17 protein-coding genes are annotated in these 18,275 nt (G+C 59.6%); 13 read left to right on the top strand and 4 right to left on the bottom strand.

The window, feature by feature from the left end:
• Nucleotides 1-118 precede the first annotated feature (118 nt).
• Genes pdxT through LAO20_14140 form a run of 4 tightly spaced genes read left to right on the top strand, consistent with a single transcriptional unit; the run spans nucleotide 119 to nucleotide 4,007 of the window.
• Nucleotides 119-697: a pyridoxal 5'-phosphate synthase glutaminase subunit PdxT gene (gene pdxT / locus LAO20_14155; GenBank protein MBZ5532571.1), complete on the top strand. Its 579-nt coding sequence runs from the start codon at nucleotides 119-121 to the stop codon at nucleotides 695-697.
• Complete coding sequence (locus LAO20_14150; protein ID MBZ5532570.1) at nucleotides 697-1,497, top strand: cytochrome C oxidase subunit II; 801 nt, start codon at nucleotides 697-699, stop codon at nucleotides 1,495-1,497. The genes pdxT and LAO20_14150 overlap by 1 nt, the downstream gene beginning before the upstream one ends.
• The gene (locus tag LAO20_14145; protein ID MBZ5532569.1) at nucleotides 1,497-3,215 is read left to right on the top strand and encodes a cbb3-type cytochrome c oxidase subunit I; all 1,719 of its coding nucleotides are present in this window, start codon (nucleotides 1,497-1,499) and stop codon (nucleotides 3,213-3,215) included. The genes LAO20_14150 and LAO20_14145 overlap by 1 nt, the downstream gene beginning before the upstream one ends.
• Nucleotides 3,216-3,239: 24 nt before the next feature.
• Complete coding sequence (locus LAO20_14140; protein MBZ5532568.1) at nucleotides 3,240-4,007, top strand: cytochrome c oxidase subunit 3; 768 nt, start codon at nucleotides 3,240-3,242, stop codon at nucleotides 4,005-4,007.
• A 108-nt stretch (nucleotides 4,008-4,115) separates the two neighbouring features.
• On the opposite strand, the gene LAO20_14135 is transcribed toward LAO20_14140, so the two are convergent.
• A complete protein-coding gene (locus LAO20_14135; GenBank protein MBZ5532567.1) occupies nucleotides 4,116-4,838 on the bottom strand; it encodes an AAA family ATPase in 723 nt (240 codons plus the stop codon).
• A gap of 349 nt (nucleotides 4,839-5,187) precedes the next feature.
• On the opposite strand from LAO20_14135, the gene LAO20_14130 reads away from it, so the two are divergent.
• From LAO20_14130 to LAO20_14090, 9 genes are all read left to right on the top strand, one after another.
• On the top strand, nucleotides 5,188-5,709 hold the full coding sequence (locus tag LAO20_14130; protein MBZ5532566.1) for a hypothetical protein: 522 nt from the start codon (nucleotides 5,188-5,190) through the stop codon (nucleotides 5,707-5,709).
• Nucleotides 5,710-5,770: 61 nt separating this feature from the next.
• The gene (locus LAO20_14125) at nucleotides 5,771-6,301 is read left to right on the top strand and encodes a methyltransferase domain-containing protein (GenBank protein ID MBZ5532565.1); all 531 of its coding nucleotides are present in this window, start codon (nucleotides 5,771-5,773) and stop codon (nucleotides 6,299-6,301) included.
• A 314-nt stretch (nucleotides 6,302-6,615) separates the two neighbouring features.
• A complete protein-coding gene (gap, locus tag LAO20_14120; GenBank protein MBZ5532564.1) occupies nucleotides 6,616-7,623 on the top strand; it encodes a type I glyceraldehyde-3-phosphate dehydrogenase in 1,008 nt (335 codons plus the stop codon).
• A 26-nt stretch (nucleotides 7,624-7,649) separates the two neighbouring features.
• The gene (locus tag LAO20_14115; protein ID MBZ5532563.1) at nucleotides 7,650-8,861 is read left to right on the top strand and encodes a phosphoglycerate kinase; all 1,212 of its coding nucleotides are present in this window, start codon (nucleotides 7,650-7,652) and stop codon (nucleotides 8,859-8,861) included.
• 5 nt (nucleotides 8,862-8,866) lie between these two features.
• Entirely contained in the window at nucleotides 8,867-9,469 is a 603-nt protein-coding gene (locus LAO20_14110; GenBank protein ID MBZ5532562.1) for an O-acetyl-ADP-ribose deacetylase, read from the top strand.
• Complete coding sequence (gene tpiA, locus LAO20_14105; protein ID MBZ5532561.1) at nucleotides 9,466-10,215, top strand: triose-phosphate isomerase; 750 nt, start codon at nucleotides 9,466-9,468, stop codon at nucleotides 10,213-10,215. The genes LAO20_14110 and tpiA overlap by 4 nt, the downstream gene beginning before the upstream one ends.
• 768 nt (nucleotides 10,216-10,983) lie before the next feature.
• Nucleotides 10,984-11,295 (top strand): PadR family transcriptional regulator, encoded by a 312-nt coding sequence (locus LAO20_14100; protein ID MBZ5532560.1) that lies wholly within the window; start codon nucleotides 10,984-10,986, stop codon nucleotides 11,293-11,295.
• Between the two features lie 7 nt (nucleotides 11,296-11,302).
• Nucleotides 11,303-12,985, top strand: coding sequence for a hypothetical protein (locus LAO20_14095; protein ID MBZ5532559.1), 1,683 nt, complete (start codon nucleotides 11,303-11,305; stop codon nucleotides 12,983-12,985).
• 63 nt (nucleotides 12,986-13,048) lie between these two features.
• Complete coding sequence (locus LAO20_14090) at nucleotides 13,049-13,651, top strand: hypothetical protein (protein ID MBZ5532558.1); 603 nt, start codon at nucleotides 13,049-13,051, stop codon at nucleotides 13,649-13,651.
• Nucleotides 13,652-13,703: 52 nt separating this feature from the next.
• On the opposite strand, the gene LAO20_14085 is transcribed toward LAO20_14090, so the two are convergent.
• From LAO20_14085 to ppdK, 3 genes are all read right to left on the bottom strand, one after another.
• Nucleotides 13,704-14,522, bottom strand: a complete 819-nt coding sequence (locus LAO20_14085) for an acyltransferase family protein (GenBank protein ID MBZ5532557.1) — start codon at nucleotides 14,520-14,522, stop codon at nucleotides 13,704-13,706.
• A gap of 124 nt (nucleotides 14,523-14,646) precedes the next feature.
• Nucleotides 14,647-15,288, bottom strand: a complete 642-nt coding sequence (locus tag LAO20_14080) for an ester cyclase (protein MBZ5532556.1) — start codon at nucleotides 15,286-15,288, stop codon at nucleotides 14,647-14,649.
• A 153-nt stretch (nucleotides 15,289-15,441) separates the two neighbouring features.
• Entirely contained in the window at nucleotides 15,442-18,261 is a 2,820-nt protein-coding gene (gene ppdK / locus LAO20_14075; protein ID MBZ5532555.1) for a pyruvate, phosphate dikinase, read from the bottom strand.
• Nucleotides 18,262-18,275 lie beyond the last annotated feature (14 nt).

Here is an 18,275-nt window from a genome sequence, read left to right as displayed (position 1 = left end):
TCTGCGATGAGATTGACATCAGCCTCCGAATACGTGGCAACGCCGTCTCGTCGTTACATCTTTTTGTGATTCCTCCGTGTCTCCGTGCCTCCGTGGTGAGAATTCAGGTGTCAGCAAAATGAAGGTTGGTGTCCTGGCCATCCAAGGCGACTACGAAGCGCACAAAGCCCGGCTCGAGGAGCTGGGCGCGGCGGTCACGCTTGTCCGCAAGCCGGAGCAACTCGATTCGATTGACGCCATCGTGATCCCCGGCGGCGAGTCCAGTACGTTTCTCAACTTCCTTTCGGAGCACGGCTTCCTGGAGAAGTTGCGCGACTTCGTCAGCACCAAGCCGGCGTTCGGGACGTGCGCGGGAGCCATCCTGCTGGCGAAAGAAGTGGAGAACCCTGCGCAGAAATCGCTCGGCGTGCTGGACATCCGCATTCGCCGCAACGGCTATGGCCGCCAGATTGACAGCTCGATTCATGAAGCCGGAACCAAGCTGGCAGGCGGTCCGCTGGAGATGGTGTTCATCCGCGCGCCCCGGATCATGCGCACGGGCAAGGGCGTGGAAGTGCTGGCCAGCGAAGGCGGCGATCCGGTGCTGGTGCGCCAGGGCAAGATCATGGCGGCCACGTTCCATCCTGAGCTTTCCCGCGATACACGCGTGCACCAGGAATTCCTCAAGCTGCTGCAGAACGGACACCCTCCCAAATAATGGCCCGCGCACTGCTGATCGCGCTGCTACTGGTTACGTTGGGCTGCGTATACGCTTTTGTTGCTCATCCCTGGTGGTTCCCTGCTGGAGCGTCGGCGGAAGCTGCGCCGGTTGATCAGGAATTCCGCATCGCTCTGTGGGTGCTGGGCGGCTTGTTCGTTGCCGGACAGGTCCTGCTGGCAGTCTTTCTAGCCAAGAGGCGTAGCGGCGATTCAGCGGCTGGCGAAAGCTGGGCGGGAAACTGGCGGCTGGAAATCGCCTGGACGGTGGCCATGGCCGCCATCTTTTTCAGCTTTCACATCTCCGGTGGACGCATGTGGGCGCGCATGACCCATGAACATCCAAGCCCCACCGCCGTGCAGGTTGAAGTCACCGGCGCGCAATTTCAGTGGTATTTCAGATACGCCGGAGCTGACGGCGTTCTCGGCCGCACCGACGCACAGAAGTTCGCGCGGCCGGACGAAGGAAATCCGCTAGGGATTGAGCCCAGCGACCCCGCGGGCAGGGATGACATCGTCTCGACCTCCATGGTGGTGCCAGTTGGCCATCTGGTGCAGCTTGAGCTGCGCGCGCAAGACGTGATCCACAGCCTGTTCATTCCGGCCATGCGCTTCAAGCAGGATACGGTCCCGGGGATGACCATCCACAAACATTTCACGCCGACCAAAATCGGAACTTACGAAATTGCGTGCACGCAGTTGTGCGGGACAGGCCACTACCGCATGCGGGCCGTGGTGCGCGTGGTGAGCGAAGATGAGTTTGAGAAGTGGCTGAAAGCACAGGAGAACGCTAAGGAATAATGGCAGCCCTGTCCCCCAACGCCGCTGCTGCACACGCGGGCCTCCTGCGCCGTTATGTCTTCAGCACGGACCACAAGATCATCGGCGTGCAATATCTATTCTTGTCGCTGGCGGCAGCGTTGAGCGGTGCGTGGCTATCACTGCTGATGCGTATCCATCTGGTCTGGCCTAAGTTCGCGATTCCCTTCCTGGGCGAGATCAAACCCGAACACTATCTCGGCTACCTGACCATCCACGGCACGGTGATGGTGTTCTTTGTGCTCTCCACCCTGCCGCAAGCGGGATTCGGAACGTACTTTCTGCCGCTGCAACTGGGCGCGTCGCAGATGGCATTTCCGCGACTGAACATGCTGGCCTTTTGGACTACGCTGGCGGCGTTTCTGGTGTTGATGTCAGTCTTCTTTGTGCCTGGGGGCGCGTCCGTGGCCGGCTGGACGCAATACGCGCCGCTCAGCGTGCTGGCTTCCGCCGGACCAGGGCAAGCCCTGGGGACGGACTTGTGGCTGGTGAGCATCGGGCTGTTCTGCGTGGCGTCAGTGATGAGCGCGACCAGCTTCATTTCCACCACCTTGAAGAAGCGCGCACCGGGGATGACCTGGATGCGTATGCCGCTGACCTGTTGGGCATGGTTCATCACGGCGATCTTGATTCTGCTGGCCTTCAACATTCTTCTGGTAGCGCTGGTCATGCTGATGACCGACCGCCATTTCGGCACCAACTTCTTCGTTCCCGGCGGATTGATCGTCAACGGACAGCCGGTGCAGCGCAGCGGCGGGTCGCCCTTGCTGTGGCAGCATCTGTTCTGGTTCTTCGGACATCCGGAGGTCTATATCGCGATTCTGCCGGCGATGGGCATTACGTCGCACTTGCTCTCAACTTTTTCGCGTAAGCCGGTGTTCGGATACAAGGCTATGGTTGCGGCGACGATCGCCATCGGCGCCATGGGCTTCATGGTGTGGGGTCACCACATGTTTGTCAGCGGCATGGACCCGCACGCGGGATTTGCCTTCTCCACGCTGACCACGGCCATTGCCGTGCCTTCCGCCATCAAGACTTTCAACTGGCTGGGGACGATCTACGGCGGACGCTTGCGCTTCACCACGCCCATGCTGTTTTCCGTGGGATTTGTCTCATTGTTCATCGCCGGCGGATTGAGCGGGCCGCTGCTGGCGCAACCGGCGTTGGATGAATACCTGCATGACACGTATTTTGTGGTCGGACATTTTCATCTCATCATGGCCATGGCCGGGCTGTTTGCGATCTTTGCCGCCACGCATTTCTGGTTCCCCAAAATGTTCGGCCGCCTGATGAATGAGCGCCTGGGCGCGCTGCATTTCTGGATAACCTTTCTGGGCGCTTACGCCATCTTTATACCAATGCACCTGCTGGGAATTGCCGGACATCCGCGGCGGTATTCAGAATTAACCGGCGTACAATATGTGGCGGCGATGGCCCCTTTGCAGAAGATCATCACGCTGGCAGCGATTGTGACTCTCGCCGGACAGATCATCTTTCTGGTGAATTTCTTTCGCAGCATGTTCAAGGGCCAGCCGGCGGAAGCCAATCCCTGGGAGTGTACAACGCTGGAGTGGACTCTGGCGTCGCCGGCGCCGGCGGAGGGATTTGGCGCGGTTACACCCATTGTCAGCCAAGGCTCGTACGAGTACGGCGGCGATCAGGCTGGCGCGGATTTCCGTATGCAGAATGCCGCTACCTGACGCGGAAACTTGAATCGAGTTGTCATGCCGGTTGTCACGGAACATGTCGAAGTCGAACGCAAGCCTGATCGCAAGCCCAAGCTGGGCGGCGGCGGTCCGGGCAAAATTCCGCATCGTTTTGGCTACGGCGGTGGTGATGACGGCGATCCTGAGCGTAACGAAAACCTTAACCAGCAGCGCGAACGCCACCTGACCTACCGCATCCTGATGGCGATTTGCATGGTCGCCATCACTACCCTGTTCGTTGCGCTGACGGTCGCTTACCTGTGGCGCCGCTCGGTCGAGCACTATGATCAGGACTTGAACCGCGTCGTCCACGTGTGGACTCCCCTGGCGCTGCCCTACCTGCAACTGTGGATCAATTCAGCAGTCCTTCTGCTGAGCAGCGGTACGCTGGAGTTGTCCCGCAGACGCCTGCTCAAACAGAGTGAGTTTGCCGCGCTGGGCATTGTGCCTCCTGCGGGACGCAGAGAGATGCCGTGGCTGTTCTTGACGCTGTTGCTGGGCCTGGCGTTTCTTGGCGGGCAGGTCGAAGTCTGGAATATCCTGCGACGTCAAGGCCTGTTTCTGGCGTGGAATTCAAGAAGCTCATTCTTCTATGCGTTTACCGGGCTGCATGGCGCCCACCTGCTGTGCGGCTTGGTCGCCCTGATGTGGGTCATCTTCCGCAGCTGGAAGCCGCGCGGCGCGGACTTCCGCCAGGTCACCCTGCAAGCCACCGGATGGTATTGGCACTATATGGGGATTTTGTGGATGGCGATCTTCGCGCTGCTCTATTTCACGCGAAAATGAACCGCGTCGGCGATACAGGGTTGGAGACGTAGCAGGCGCTACGTCTCTACGCGAGGCATTTCTCGATTCTTCCGATACCGCAAGAACGCTGCGGCGGGATTGCTCGATTTACTCGGCTGGCCCTTTGGCCCCGGCCTTCACGCGCACCAGGGTGACTTTGGCGAAGCCTTCGTCAAACGTCGGCGGTTTGAGTTTGGCGGCCATACGCTCGATGACTTCTTCTTTTACCTGTCGCTCGCGCTTGCGATTGCGCTCCAGACAAACTTCAAGTGGTACATCAAAGAACACCGCGTGGACCTCATATCCAAAGCCCTTAGCCATCTTGATCCACTGCTTGCGCTCGTGCGGGGCGAGGTTGCTCGCGTCCACGTAATTCCAGGGCATGCGGGCGATCAGGCGCGCGCGCAGCAAAGACCGCAGGGTGGAAAACACTAATCCCTGATAACGCTGTTCACCGATGTCATCAAAAAGGATGGAGCGCAGCATGTCACTGGAAAGCGGGGTAACGCCGCGCCGCTTGAACCACGTAGTCTTTCCGGACCCGGGGAGGCCAATCGCCAGTACTACGACGCCTTTTGGGGCGCGGGTGGTCTTGGCTGCCTGGACCAGCCGCTGCTCAGGCGGCCCGGCCGGAGGCGTGGAAGGCGATTCCGGCTGGACTTCCGTCTCCATGCGGGCGTCGCGGGGACTTACGCGGGGCCCTTCATCGGACGGTTCATCATAGGCCGGGACGATGGGTTCAGGGTGGTGTTCGTCTACGGGAGGCTTTTGCTGCCCGACTTTGCCGGTAGCCTCAGAAGGGTTCTCGGGTTTCTTTTTACGGCGCCGCATGCGCTCGCGCATCCAATTGCGCATGACTCGTGTGTAACACACGAAGATGAACCGTTGCAACTCTCACGGGAGTTCCCAGGTGGTTACCCTCCCCTCCGCGGTTCAGCCAATCGCCCTGAAGGCGGGTTTCACCCGCGTCAAATCGCGCTCCGGCGTACATGGCGGGGACGCACGAGAGAAATGACCGCGGCTAAGGTGATTTTTTACGTTCACCTCTTGCGCTCTTAGGCGAAGTTGCTATAATTCGCGGCGCAACCACCAAGCCACTTCGTTACTCCTGGCAGATCGGGTCCCTGTCTGTGGCAGGGTGGATTTCCATAACTCTTGCTCGTCTCTCACGGAGACATTTATGCGTAAAGCTTATTTGGCCCTTCTGTCGTTGCTTGGACTTGCCGGCCCGACTGTCCCTGCCCAAGCCCAGGTCCTCAAAGGTTCCAAGGAAGCAGAAACCGAAAAGGCCAGCACCGTTAAGTCGTCAAAGGCTGCTCAGGAGAAGGCCGCCAACGCTGCACAGAAGAAGAACAGGGTTGCAGCGGCGGACGCCTCATCAAAAGACGCTGCCAAGATGACCAAAGCCACGAGCGAGAAAGCGGCCGTCAAAACAGACGCGCTTACCGTGAAACAGAAGGGCAAGGCCGAGGCCAATGCCGCCAAAACCAGTTCGGAGTTCAAATTCAAGAAAAACGCCGCCGGTGCAAGCAAGGCTGACGTGGTGAATGAGAAGCGTGCCAAGTCGGCGGCTGAGCAAAGCACCGGCAAGGCTGACGCTCAGATCAAAATGAAGAAGAATGCCGCCGCGACTCATCCTGTAGGCGAGAAGCGCGACAAAGCCATTCAAGAAAAGAACGCCGGAGCCCCGGCGCCAAAATAAGTTCATCGCGTTATTCGCACGCTTTGCCGCGGAGGCGATGATTCCGCGGCTTTAGTTTTTCATGCGCATTCCTTTTTTTGGTCGCCGGACGGAAGCTGGGTCGCTGGAAGAAACTCTGGCACAGCTCACCAAGTCCGTGTTCTTTGCTCCTACGCCGTGGGCCATCGCTCGCCAGATGCTGGAAGCAGCGGAGGTGGGCGCGAACGATGTGCTGTACGACCTGGGCTCAGGCGATGGCCGCATCCCGATCATGGCGGCGCAGGAGTTCGGCTGCCGCGCCGTGGGCATTGAGCTTGACGAGAAGCTTTGCCGGCACGCACAGGAGAAAGTGGCGGAGTACGGGCTGCAAGACCGCGTTTCATTCCGGCAAGAGGATTTCTTCAAGACCGGCCTGCGCGACGCTACCGTGGTCACTCTCTACCTCCTGACTCAGGTCAACGGCTATCTGGGGCCCCGTCTGGCCAGCCAGTTAGCGAAAGGCGCGCGCGTGGTGTCGCTGGACTATCCGGTCCCGGGATGGCGCGCGGAGAAAGAGTTCCCTGCCAGATCTGAAGGCAACGTGGACTACACGTTGTACTTGTACCGGCGTTGACGACCGCAGAACCACGTCCGCGCTTAAACGCTTTTCCTTATCACTCCACGGCAACGAACAGCTCTTCCCTGCTATCAAACTAAAGACTCCCTTGTGTTTTGCGGGCCAACGATTGACGTCTCGTGCCTCACGGCACGAGGTCCATTTGCCCGTGCTTTGCTTTCTCTGCTAACCTGAAGAGTTTTAGCTGGAGTTCAGGCCATCTCTGCCAGCAGGTCACTTGGTTTCGCGAGCAGCGTTATGCAATCAATCTTGATCGTGCAATTTCCGGGACCTTTATCTTTCATCTTTGCGTGGAGGACAGTAAAAAACTTATGGCAATCAAAGTTGGCATCAATGGTTTTGGCCGCATCGGACGCAATGTCCTCCGCACCGCCATCGACGACCCCAGCCTGGAATTCGTGGCGGTCAACGACTTGACCAGCCCGGCGACTCTGGCCCACCTGCTCAAGTACGACTCCATTCTTGGCAACCTCAAGCATGACATCAGGGCCAGCGGCGACTCCATCACCATTGACGGCCGCACCATCAAGGTCTTCTCAGAGAAAGATCCGGCGGCGCTCAAGTGGGACTCCGTGGGAGCGCAGGTGGTGATTGAATCCACCGGCAAGTTCACGGAAGCGGAAAAGGCCAAGGCCCATCTACGTGGGCCGGTGAAGAAGGTCATCATTTCCGCGCCCGCCAAGAATGAAGACATCACCATTGTCCTCGGCGTGAATGAAGGCAACTACGATCCGGCCAAGCACCACATCATCTCCAACGCGTCTTGCACCACCAATTGTCTGGCGCCTGTGGCCAAAGTGGTCCACGATAACTTCAAGATCCAGAGTGGGACCATGACCACCATCCACTCCTATACCAACGACCAGGTGATCTTGGACTTCCCGCACAAAGACCTGCGGCGCGCCCGCGCAGCGGCCATCAACATGATTCCAACCTCCACCGGCGCAGCCAAGGCGATCAACCTGGTGATCCCTGACCTGAAAGGCAAACTTGACGGGTTTGCCATGCGCGTTCCCACTCCGAACGTTTCCGTGGTGGACCTGGTGGCGTTTGTGGAGAAGGCCACCACGGTGGAGGAAGTGAACAAAGCCCTGCAGGCCGCGGCCAATGGTCCGATGAAAGGCATCCTGGGCTATGAAACGGCCGAGCTGGTATCGTCCGACTACAAGGGTGACGACCGCTCGTCCATTGTGGATGCGCCCATGACCCGCGTGGTCTGCGGCAACTGCGTGAAGGTGATCGCCTGGTATGACAATGAGTGGGGCTACTCCTGCCGCGTCCGCGACCTGATCCACTACATGGCCAAGAAGGGGCTGTAACCGTGAGCGCTGTAAAAGAAGGAGCCATGGCCAAGCTTTCCATACAAGACCTGCATCTCGACGGCCAGCGCGTATTCATGCGCGTGGACTTCAACGTCCCACTGTCCGAAGACGGCCGCGTTACCGACGACACGCGCATTCGCGAAACGCTGCCCACCATCGAATACGCTATCCGCAAGGGTGCGCGGCTCATTCTGGCTTCGCACCTGGGGCGTCCCAAGGGCAAGTTCAACGCCAAGATGAGCCTCAAGCCCGCCTCCGAACGCCTGCGCATGTTGCTGGACGAGCAACTGGGACGAAGCTGCAACGTGGGCTTTGCTCCCGACTGCATCGGACTCGCCGCCGAAGAGATGGCCCTTAAGCTCGACAAAGGCCACACGCTGCTGCTGGAAAACCTGCGCTTCCACGCCGAGGAAGAAGCCAATGGCGAGAGTTTCTCCCGCAAGCTGGCCGCGCTGGCGGATGTGTACGTGAACGACGCGTTTGGCACCGCGCATCGCGCCCACGCCTCCACGGTGGGCATCACGCACTTTGTGGACAAAGCCGCAGCCGGACTGCTCATGCAGAAGGAACTGGAGTATCTGGGCAAAGCGACTTCGAATCCGGAGAAGCCGTTTGTCGCGATTCTCGGCGGCGCCAAAGTTTCTGACAAGATTGACGTCATCCGCAACCTCCTCAATAAAGTTGATGCGCTGCTGATCGGCGGCGCCATGGCGTACACCTTCCTGAAAGCCCAGAGCAAACAGGTGGGCAAGTCGCTGGTGGAAGAAGACAAGCTCGACCTGGCCAAACAGCTTCTGGCAGAAGCGCAAACCAAAAGAGTCCGCATGCTGCTGCCGCTGGACCACGTGACTGCCGAAAAGATTGACGCGGCTTCTGCAACGCAGACCGTGACCACCGATGCCGGCATTCCCGCAGGCCAAATGGGTCTGGACATCGGCCCTGCAACCGTCGCAGCATTTTCCCAGGAAATTGCCGGAGCCAAAACCATTGTGTGGAACGGGCCCATGGGCGTATTTGAAGTTGCGCCGTTCGCCACGGGGACCATGAAGATTGCCCAGGCGGTGGCGGCCAACCGCGGAGCCACGTCCATCGTCGGCGGCGGAGATTCCGTGGCCGCAGTGCACCAGTCGGGCGTCGCCGGGAAGATCACGCACATCTCCACCGGAGGCGGCGCGTCACTGGAGTTTCTTGAAGGCAAGAAACTGCCCGGCGTTGAGGCCCTTACCGACAAGTAGATGAAATGACCATTCACCCGCGCTATCGCATTGGCGATCAAGCAGCCCTCGATCTTGTTCTGGGAGATATCACGCAAGAGACCACTGACGCCATTGTGAACGCTGCCAACTCCAGCCTGCTCGGCGGAGGCGGCGTGGATGGCGCCATTCATCGCGCTGCCGGTCCGCAACTTCTGGAAGAATGCAAGAAGGTGCGCGAACAGCGTGGTTCGCTGCCGGCAGGCCAGGCCGTGGCGACGCCCGGCGCGAACCTGCAAGCACGTTACGTCATTCATACCGTCGGTCCGGTGTGGCACGGCGGTGACAAGAACGAACCGCAAATTCTGGAAAGCTGCTATTGCCATTGCATGGAAGAAGCCGAACGCCTGCGCTGCGGCAGCGTCAGCTTCCCTGCTATCTCCACCGGAGCTTTTGGATATCCTGCGCATCTTGCCGCCCCCATCGCTCTGCGTGCCGTCGCTGCCTTGCTGAGCAAGCCGCGCTCAGTGATGCTGGTGCGCTTTGTGCTTTTTGACCAGCGTGCCCTGCGGACGTATGCGAGTGCGGCGCGCGAACTGGCCCGGAACTTTCCCCATCTGCTCATCACTACGGAACCCTTACCTTCATGAGAAAAAAATTGATCGCTGCCAATTGGAAGATGTACAAAACGCCTAACCAGGCGCGGGAGTTCCTCGCCACCTTCATGCCGCACGCCTGGGGACACACCCGCGATGAAATCGTCATCTGCCCGCCGTTTGTCTGCATTCCGGCTACGGTGGAAGCCGCGCAAGGCAGCGGCATCGGCGTGGGCGGGCAAGACATGCATTGGGAACAGGAAGGCGCGTTTACCGGCGCCATCTCCGCCCACATGCTCATGGCCGCCGGATGCACCCACGTGGTCATCGGCCACTCGGAGCGCCGCCAGTATTTCGGCGAGACCGATGACACGGTCAACCGCAAGCTCAAGCGCGCCCTCTCCGCGGGACTCAAGCCCATCGTCTGCGTGGGCGAAGTGCTGCAGGAGCGCGAAGCCGGACTCACCGAAGACGTGCTGCGTCGCCAGTGCGGTGTGGCCTTTCGCGATATCTCCGGCGGTGAGGCGATTCCGCTGGTCGTCGCCTACGAACCGGTGTGGGCCATTGGCACCGGCAAAACGGCAACGCCGGAGCTGGCGGTGGAAGCCCATCGCGTCATCCGAGCGGAGGCGGCCAAGGCCTTTGGCGAAGGCGTAGCCACGCACATGCGGATTCTCTACGGCGGCAGCGTCAAACCGGACAACGCCAAAGCCCTGATGTCGCAGGAGGAGATTGACGGCGCGCTGGTGGGCGGCGCCAGCCTTGATCCCAAGAGCTTTGCGGCGATCGTGAAGTGGTAGCCCCAAGTGACAGGTGCCTACCCCCCCACCCCTTCGACTAGGATTCTAAAAGGCTTACGCGATTCATCCCAGGAGGATGGATTTTGGGAGCGCAGCCGCCCCCGGCTGCGCTGAAGGATCGTGTGGCACGGACACTCCTGCCCGTGCGTTTTTTCTCGCTGTCTCCGTGGCAAGACTGCCCTGCCATCGCCTACCCATTAACCATCTCGCCAATCACCATCCGGTTACTCCCCCTCCACCCCTCCCCTGTTTGCGCTGTTGCAAACAAAAGAGTTCCGCCATTCGACCCAACGGTCACCCAACTGTTTACCAGAGAATAAACTTCTCTGCTAACCTGCTGATTCTTTGGGCTATTAGCGCTTTTTGTGGCAAGAAGCAGTTTCCTCAGTTATCAAAGATCGTCTTAACGTCCGCCTGGGCGGACATGGGGCCTACAGCAACCCGACCTCAACTACGAGGTAGTTATTATAACTTGTTTTGTTCGCCTAGTCTAGCGCGAAAAAGTACAGTAGCGGAGTCGCCTTTGAGATTCCCGCTGGTGTCTTTCTTAGGATCCACAACGCACCTCGGGATGTTTCGACTCCGTGCCGGCGAATTGTTCGCGCGGCCCTGCGCTCAACATGACAAAGCTCAAGAGAATCTGTCCCCAACCATGCCGCATTAGTGAGTTCTCACCACACACCCCGTCCTGACTGCTTTTCCGCTTGAGCGTCCTTGCGCTAGATTTCCCCCTTGACTTCTTAACTCTACATATGTAGAGTTGCCCCCATGCCTGACGATGTCCGCATCTCCCCGCAGACTTTGGCCATCCTCTCCGCCCTGCTTTCCACGCCAGCCGACTGGCGCTACGGATACGATCTGAGCCGCGAGACTGGCCTCAAATCGGGGACGCTCTACCCCATCCTGATGCGTCTGGCCGAACGCGATTGGCTGGAGACGCGTTGGGAACACGCCGGCGAAAACGGCAAGCCTCGCCACATTTACCGCCTCACCGCCGACGGAGCGGAAGCTGCGCGGCGCGCGCTCCAGGCCAATCCCAGCCGCGTGGCGCACCTGAAGCCAGCGTATTTCGAGGCATGAACGGACTATGAATCTGCACGTGGCCGCAACCCGATTCTCAGAACGCCTCCTGCGCTTCTTTGCCCGCGACCTCCCGCCGGACTTGCAGCCCTGGGGCGATGCCATGCTGGCCGAACTGCCCTGCGTGGACGGCATAGCGGGCCCGGTTCTGTGGGCGCTGGGCGGCGGCATGTTTTTGAGTAAAGCTTCATTTGTGCGCGCGCTCACCGGAAACGGTCTGCGCAGCGCCGGACCGCCAGGAATCCATCCCCCGTCGCCCACACAGAGGATGGCGTTCCTGGCGGCGCTTTTGTCGCTGGCCATGCTGCTTTCGCCGGTGTTCCGCGAAGGCATTCAGACTTCGCTGGAAAGCTGGAGCTCTTGGGCCCCGAACGTCCTCAGCAACCTGGATCAGATCACCGCCGCGGCGGAGCGCCAGAACGACGCACCGGCGCTGGCATTTGCCGCGTTGCACACCAAGAACGTGCAGAAGGCCGCGCAACTGGCCGAGCGCGCCGTCGCCCAGGATAAAGAGCTCACTTGGGTGCTGACCGTGGTGCTGGCGCGGAGCGGAAACATGAGCGAAACTCGCGGCCACATTCCGCACGAGCAACAAGAGATTTGGGTCAAGGAGCTTGAACAATGGGACCCGGACAACGCGACGTCGTACATCTGGGAGGCCCAGACCACCAGACTCGGCGAAGGTGGTAACTGGCCGCCTTCGCTTGCCATGGCCCTTTCGCCCCGGGATGGTGAGCAGCTCATGCACCGCAAGGCATGGTTGGCCGCCATGGAAAAGGCTTTCGCCGCGCCGCAGTATGACAGCTATTTTGATCGTCGCATGAGGCTGGAGCGCGACGCTTTTCTGCGTATGGGAACGCACAGTCCCCTGTTGGTAGCAAACGGCATCTTCCGTCAGGATTGGACCAGCTGGACAGACATCAAATTCTATTCAAATCTCCTGCTTCTTCAAGGCGACCAGGCCCTGGCCGCCGGCCATCCCGAGCAAGCGGAGGCGTTCTATCTAAGCACCGAGCAATTCTCGGCACGCTTGTACAGCGAGACAAAAGGCGGCTTCGAACCAATGTTCAGTCGCGGCCCGCTGACGGACTCCCACAAGAGACTGCTGGCGCTGTACCAGCGATGGCCCCACCCGGAGAAGGAACTTCGCAGCAAAGAAATCCTGGCCAGGCTGCAAGCGGAGCGCGAGATTTATTCCAACCCCAGGAGGATTTGGGAAGCAGTCTTCGGGCACATCACTTCGCTGGGCGTTGCGGTGAGCATTTCGAGCGTGCTCGCGGCCCTGTCAATGCTTGGCACGCTGCTGGGTATTGGCTACTTCTTTAGCCGTCAGTGGCTCGGCTTCCGCGCCAGCCGTTGGCTCAATGCCTTCATGGACGGAGCCGGCAAGTACGGGCCGTTTGTTCTGTTCGCGAGCTGCGTGTGCCTGTATTTCACTTACCGGCCCTACGCCCGGCTCTTTCACGACTACATGTACAGCCCCGGCGGCGCCAGAAGTCCGGAGCGCATAAAGGCATTTTTTGAACTGCGCTACTTCCCTTCCAGTGTTGAAGTCTGGGCGAGCAGGATCGCTCCGTTGCAAGTTCTGTTTTGGATTGCCGTCATCATCGTGCTGAGTCTAGTAGTTGTAGGCTTTATCTGGCGCTGGGTGAAAGCAGCCAGGAAGCCCGCGGCCACTGCCGCGCACTGACCGGCGGATATTTCGACGTGCCGCTGCGCCCCCGCTGGCCTCTCAGATTACAATAACCTCTCCATGGCTGACCGACTCTACCTCAGCGTTTGGTTTCCCAGCTTTCATGAGCCGGAGATCTTGCCGCGTCTCAACTCCGTGCTCAAGCAGTTTCCCTTCTCTTCCCAGCGGCCCGGCATCAGTCATCTAGCGATTCACAGCATCGCCTGGGACGAGCCCATCGTCTTCCAGCAGGCCTTTGACCACCTCTCTGATCCGGAGCGCGTCCTGGCCCTGGCCGCCGACTTCCTGCATGAAGACAACGCCTACGAACTGGATGCCATGTGGGACCTGTGGTTCCCCGTGCAGGAAGGCAACCTGGACACCACCTGGGCGCTGCGGCCCCAAGCCGTGAAGTTCATCACCTTTGGCACGGAGTTCGAGGAATCCACCTACCAGCAGAACGGCCACATTCAAGTTGACTTCGGTCTGGACACGCCGTTCCTTCACGAAGAAGTTGACTTCACCGAATCGGTGGAGAAGCGCATCAAAGCCAACGTGCAGAAGCTGGTGAACTTTACCAACGATGTGGAGAAGAACTGCGGCATCAGCGGTCGCGTGTTGTGGTCAGAGTCAGACGACAACCTGGCGCAGAAATTGATTGACCGCCTGCAGAGAGTGCAGTAAGCGGCCACGAGGGGCAAGTCCAACCTAACGTTCAAAGGCTAAACGCTAAGTGCTAAGTGCTGCTGGAAAAAATTGACCCAAAGAAAATTGAACGGCGGCTCCGGACCATCTCATCCACCGCCTGCTGCATCCGCGTCCTAACTTCAAGGCTGATGGTCTTGACCAGGGAGTTCTGCTGCTCGGCTTCCGGGGCATAGTGCTCTTCCAAGTGAATGGCCGGCAGGAACCGGATGTGCCACTTCGATGGCAGCGGCGCCGGCAGCAGCGGAAACGTGGAGAACGGCAGATACGGCCATTCCGTGAGCCGGGTCCAACGCCGGGACTTTATCCTGGCAAAGATGGGCAACGACTCAGCGCTCCCCACGGTAACGAACGGAATAATCGGGGCGCGGTGACGCAGCGCCATCTTCACGAAACTGTGGCGCCCGAATCCCTGAAGCTGATAGGCGTGACGATAGAGCGTGAACGCACCCTCAACGCCTTCAGGGAACACTCCCAGCAGTTCGTCGCTTTCCAGGACCCGATCGGCGCTTTCCTGGCAGGCCAGGACTCCGCCCAGTTTGGTGATGAAATTGGCGATGAGGGGATACTTCAGTAATCCGGGATGCGTGAGAAACCGGGGATACCGTCCTGTTTCCTGTACGAGCAAATGGAGGGCCATTACGGCGTCCCACGGCATGAACCCGCGGTGCATTCCCACCAGGATTCCTCGCCCCGCGCGAGGCACATGTTCCAATCCTCTGGCTTCAACCCGCCAATAGCGCTCAAACAGAAACTTGAACCAGGTTCGCCCGCACGCCTGGATGTATTCCTTATCCAGGCCGGAGTCTTCGATCTTGGAACGAGGTGCGGTGGCGGAAGGCTTGATCATCTCTCTTTACGATTGCCAGTGTAACGTTACGCTGGACTGAGAGGAATCGGTACGGGCAACTATCACCACGTAAAGCAGAACCGCCAGTCGTGCAGCGTCCAGGAGCAGGAATTCGGAGGCAGAGTTACTGCTGTGGCTGCGCGGAGAGCGGGCCGTAGAACAACCGGCTCAAAGCCAGGCGCAGGCCTTCAGTCTCTTCGTAAAAATACCCCATGGTGGGAGACACGCCGAGTTGGCGGAAGACTTCATTGCGATCGTAGTTGTTCCACACTTCTGCGATCTTGCCGTTGACCACGCGAAACCTGCTGTTGCCGTGCACCAGAATGTGTTTCCCGGTGGGCTTCGTCAGCCCGTTGCCTCTTCCCGTATGGGTTCCCTTTGCGGTCCAGGAAACATCAACCAAGTTGCCTTCCACCTTCATCTGCTCGGCAATCATCTGTAGGTCAGGGGCCGCGGAGCGCCAGCCTTTGCCTTCAGAAACGGACTCTTCCAACTTGTAAAGCCGGTTCTTGTAATGGACGACGCAGTCTCTGCTGTAAACCTTGTCAATGAGATCGTAACGGCCGCGGGTGAAGAGGTCGTCAAAAACCTGCCGTACCACAGCTTTGTTTTGTTCGGCCGTCTGGAGTTTCGGCTGCACCTTGGGTTCACGCCTGCGCTGAGCCTCAAAAGCCTTCTGGCCGGGCTCAAGGGTGGGAGCCTTTTGCGCAATTGCGGCAATAGGCAGGGCCAATGTCGCCAGACAAATCATTGCAGGAATCCGCATGGAAAACTCCTCAACGTCAGCTTGTTACGCGGATTATACCTTTACTCCGCGGGTCAGCGACGCTCTTTTTGAGGTGCTGATATGCCAACACATCCCCGAATCGTCCCCTGGAACGGGCTACGTTCAGCGCATCAGGACCAATGACTGCGTCGCCTACTTCGTCCTTCCGCCTTCCACTTTCAGCTTGTCGGACGCACCGGCTTGCGCTGCTGCCAGGCGCGCCGTGAGCACGCGATACGGCGAGCAGGAAACATAGTCCAAACCGATTTTGTGGCAGAACTCCACCGACGCCGGATCGCCGCCGTGCTCGCCGCAGATGCCCAGCTCAATGTCCGGCCGGGTCTTGCGGCCCCGTTGTACGCCCAACTCCATCAGGTAGCCGACGCCCTTCTGGTCAATGCTGGCAAACGGATCATTCTTCAGGATGCCGCGCTCCACGTACGCCGGCAGGAAGGTACCGATGTCGTCGCGGGAGAAGCCGTACGTGGTCTGGGTGAGGTCGTTGGTGCCGAAGCTGAAGAACTCGGCGTCGGTGGCGATTTCGTCGGCCACCACGCAGGCGCGAGGCAGCTCAATCATCGTCCCCACAAGGTAGTGCACCTTGCTTCCCTTCTCCTTGAACACCTGTTCGGCAGTCTGGCGGATGATGGCGCTCTGGTTGACCATCTCTTTGACGGTCACGGTCAACGGCACCATGACTTCAGCGATCACCTTGATCCCTTCCTTGCTCACGTTGACCGCCGCCTCAAAGATGGCGCGCGACTGCATTTCAGAAATCTCCGGGAAGGTGATTCCCAGCCGGCATCCGCGCAGTCCCAGCATGGGATTGAACTCATGCAACTCTTCCACGCGCCGCAGGATGGCCCGCGCTTCCGTGAGCTTGGGCGACTGCGGATCAGTGATCTCCAGCTTGGCGATCTGCACCATCAGCTCTTCGCGCTTGGGCAGGAACTCGTGCAGCGGAGGATCGAGCAAGCGGATGGTGACGGGCAGCCCGGGCATGGCGCGGAATAGACCTTCAAAGTCCGCGCGCTGCATGGGCAGCAGCTTGACCAACTCCTTTTTGCGGTCCTCCAGCGTGTCCGCCATGATCATGGCGCGCATGTGCGGGATGCGGTCTTCAGCAAAGAACATGTGCTCGGTGCGGCACAGGCCGATACCTTCCGCGCCGAACGAGCGGGCAGCCACGGCGTCACGCGGGATGTCAGCATTGGCGCGCACGCCGATCTTGCGGTATGGCTCCGCCCAACCCATCAGCTTCTTCAAATCAGGATCGTCCGGCGACGCGGGTACGGTATTCAGGCGGCCTTTGATCACGCGTCCGGTGGTGCCGTCGAGAGAAATCCAGTCGCCTTCTTTCATCACCAGGTTGCCGACGCGCATCTCTTTCTTCTTTTCGTCCACTTCAATTTCGCTGGCGCCCACAATGCCGCACTTGCCCATGCCGCGGGTGACCACGGCGGCGTGGCTGGTCATGCCGCCGCGCGCGGTGAGAATGCCCGCAGCCACTTCCATGCCGTGAATGTCCTCCGGGGTGGTTTCTCCGCGGACCAGTACGACAGGCTTTTTCTGCGGTCCGGTGCCCGCCATCTTCACCGCGTCATTGGCGGTGAAGACGATCTGCCCCACGGCCGCGCCGGGCGATGCCGGCAGTCCGGTGGCGATCACTTCCACGTCGCCGCCCTTATCGTCAAGGTTGGGCATCAGGTAGTCATATAGCTGGCTGGGATCAACGCGGAAGATGGCTTCTTCCGGCTTGATCAGTTTCTCATTCACCATATCAATGGCAATGCGGACCGCGGCGCGCCCGGTGCGCTTGCCGTTGCGCGTCTGCAGCATGTACAGCTTGCCTTCCTGGATAGTGAATTCAAAATCCTGCACGTCGCGATAGTGCTTTTCCAGCCGCGACGTGATGTCCCGCAACTGGTTGTAAACGCCGGGCATCAGTTTCTGCAGTTCGCTGATGTGCACCGGGGTCCGCGCGCCGGAGACCACGTCTTCACCTTGCGCGTTCATCAGGAACTCGCCGTAAAATTCCTTGGCGCCGGTGGCCGGATTGCGGGTAAAGCCCACGCCGGTGCCGCTGGTTTCGCCCAGGTTGCCGAACACCATGCACTGCACGCTGACGGCGGTGCCCAGGTCGTCAGAAATATTGTTGATGCGGCGATAGACCTTGGCGCGGTCGTTGTTCCAGGAGCGGAACACGGCGTCACGCGACATGGTGAGCTGGTCCACCGGCGCCTGGGGAAAATCGCGCCCGGTCTGCTTGCGCACCACCTGCTTGTAGTCGGCGATGACCTGCTTCAGGTCGTCGGCCGTGAGTTCGGTGTCCAGCTTCACTCCGCGTTTGGCCTTCTGCGCGTCAAACACTTCTTCAAACGCGTGCTTGGGAATGTCCAGCACCACGTTGCCGAACATCTGAATCAAACGCCTGTAAGAGTCATAAGCAAAGCGGTCGTTGTTCGATTTGCGGGCCAGAGCTTTTACGCTTTCGTCGTTCAGCCCCAGGTTCAGGATGGTATCCATCATGCCGGGCATGGAGAATTTTCCGCCGGAGCGCACGCTCACCAAAAGCGGGTTATCGCCCGTGCCTAGCTTTTGTCCTTGCAGCTTCTCCAGACGGGCCAGCGCAGCCATGGTCTGCTGGTGGACGCCATTCGAGGTCTTTCCCGTGCGCATGTACTCGCGGCAGCCTTCGGTCTGTATGGTGAATCCCGGCGGCACCGGCAATCCGGCATTGGTCATCTCCGCCAGGCCGGCGCCCTTGCCGCCCAGTTCGTCTTTCATGGTGCCGTGGCCGTCCGCTTTGCCCCCGCCAAAGAAAAAGACGTACTGGACGTCCTTCTTTGTTTTGGGCACAAGCTTGGGCTTGGCCACCAGCTTGGGGCGACCGTGAACTTTCTTCTGGGGCTTGTGGGCGGATGTTTTTTGCGAAGCTCGGGAGCGTGGACGGGAAACCGTGGATGAACTCATAGGGACCTTATCTC

Source organism: Terriglobia bacterium (genome assembly GCA_020072815.1).
GTDB lineage: Bacteria > Acidobacteriota > Terriglobia > Terriglobales > Acidobacteriaceae > Angelobacter.
This window is presented reverse-complemented; position numbering and strand designations above follow the sequence as displayed.

Excerpts from the sequence above, each read along its gene's own strand:
- pdxT (MBZ5532571.1), top strand. The coding sequence starts at position 119 with ATGAAGGTTGGTGTCCTGGCCATCCAAGGCGACTACGAAGCGCACAAA.
- LAO20_14150 (MBZ5532570.1), top strand. The coding sequence starts at position 697 with ATGGCCCGCGCACTGCTGATCGCGCTGCTACTGGTTACGTTGGGCTGC.
- LAO20_14145 (MBZ5532569.1), top strand. The coding sequence starts at position 1,497 with ATGGCAGCCCTGTCCCCCAACGCCGCTGCTGCACACGCGGGCCTCCTG.
- LAO20_14140 (MBZ5532568.1), top strand. The coding sequence starts at position 3,240 with ATGCCGGTTGTCACGGAACATGTCGAAGTCGAACGCAAGCCTGATCGC.
- LAO20_14135 (MBZ5532567.1), bottom strand. The coding sequence starts at position 4,838 with ATGCGGCGCCGTAAAAAGAAACCCGAGAACCCTTCTGAGGCTACCGGC.
- LAO20_14130 (MBZ5532566.1), top strand. The coding sequence starts at position 5,188 with ATGCGTAAAGCTTATTTGGCCCTTCTGTCGTTGCTTGGACTTGCCGGC.
- LAO20_14125 (MBZ5532565.1), top strand. The coding sequence starts at position 5,771 with ATGCGCATTCCTTTTTTTGGTCGCCGGACGGAAGCTGGGTCGCTGGAA.
- gap (MBZ5532564.1), top strand. The coding sequence starts at position 6,616 with ATGGCAATCAAAGTTGGCATCAATGGTTTTGGCCGCATCGGACGCAAT.
- LAO20_14115 (MBZ5532563.1), top strand. The coding sequence starts at position 7,650 with ATGGCCAAGCTTTCCATACAAGACCTGCATCTCGACGGCCAGCGCGTA.
- LAO20_14110 (MBZ5532562.1), top strand. The coding sequence starts at position 8,867 with ATGACCATTCACCCGCGCTATCGCATTGGCGATCAAGCAGCCCTCGAT.
- tpiA (MBZ5532561.1), top strand. The coding sequence starts at position 9,466 with ATGAGAAAAAAATTGATCGCTGCCAATTGGAAGATGTACAAAACGCCT.
- LAO20_14100 (MBZ5532560.1), top strand. The coding sequence starts at position 10,984 with ATGCCTGACGATGTCCGCATCTCCCCGCAGACTTTGGCCATCCTCTCC.
- LAO20_14095 (MBZ5532559.1), top strand. The coding sequence starts at position 11,303 with ATGAATCTGCACGTGGCCGCAACCCGATTCTCAGAACGCCTCCTGCGC.
- LAO20_14090 (MBZ5532558.1), top strand. The coding sequence starts at position 13,049 with ATGGCTGACCGACTCTACCTCAGCGTTTGGTTTCCCAGCTTTCATGAG.
- LAO20_14085 (MBZ5532557.1), bottom strand. The coding sequence starts at position 14,522 with ATGATCAAGCCTTCCGCCACCGCACCTCGTTCCAAGATCGAAGACTCC.
- LAO20_14080 (MBZ5532556.1), bottom strand. The coding sequence starts at position 15,288 with ATGCGGATTCCTGCAATGATTTGTCTGGCGACATTGGCCCTGCCTATT.
- ppdK (MBZ5532555.1), bottom strand. The coding sequence starts at position 18,261 with ATGAGTTCATCCACGGTTTCCCGTCCACGCTCCCGAGCTTCGCAAAAA.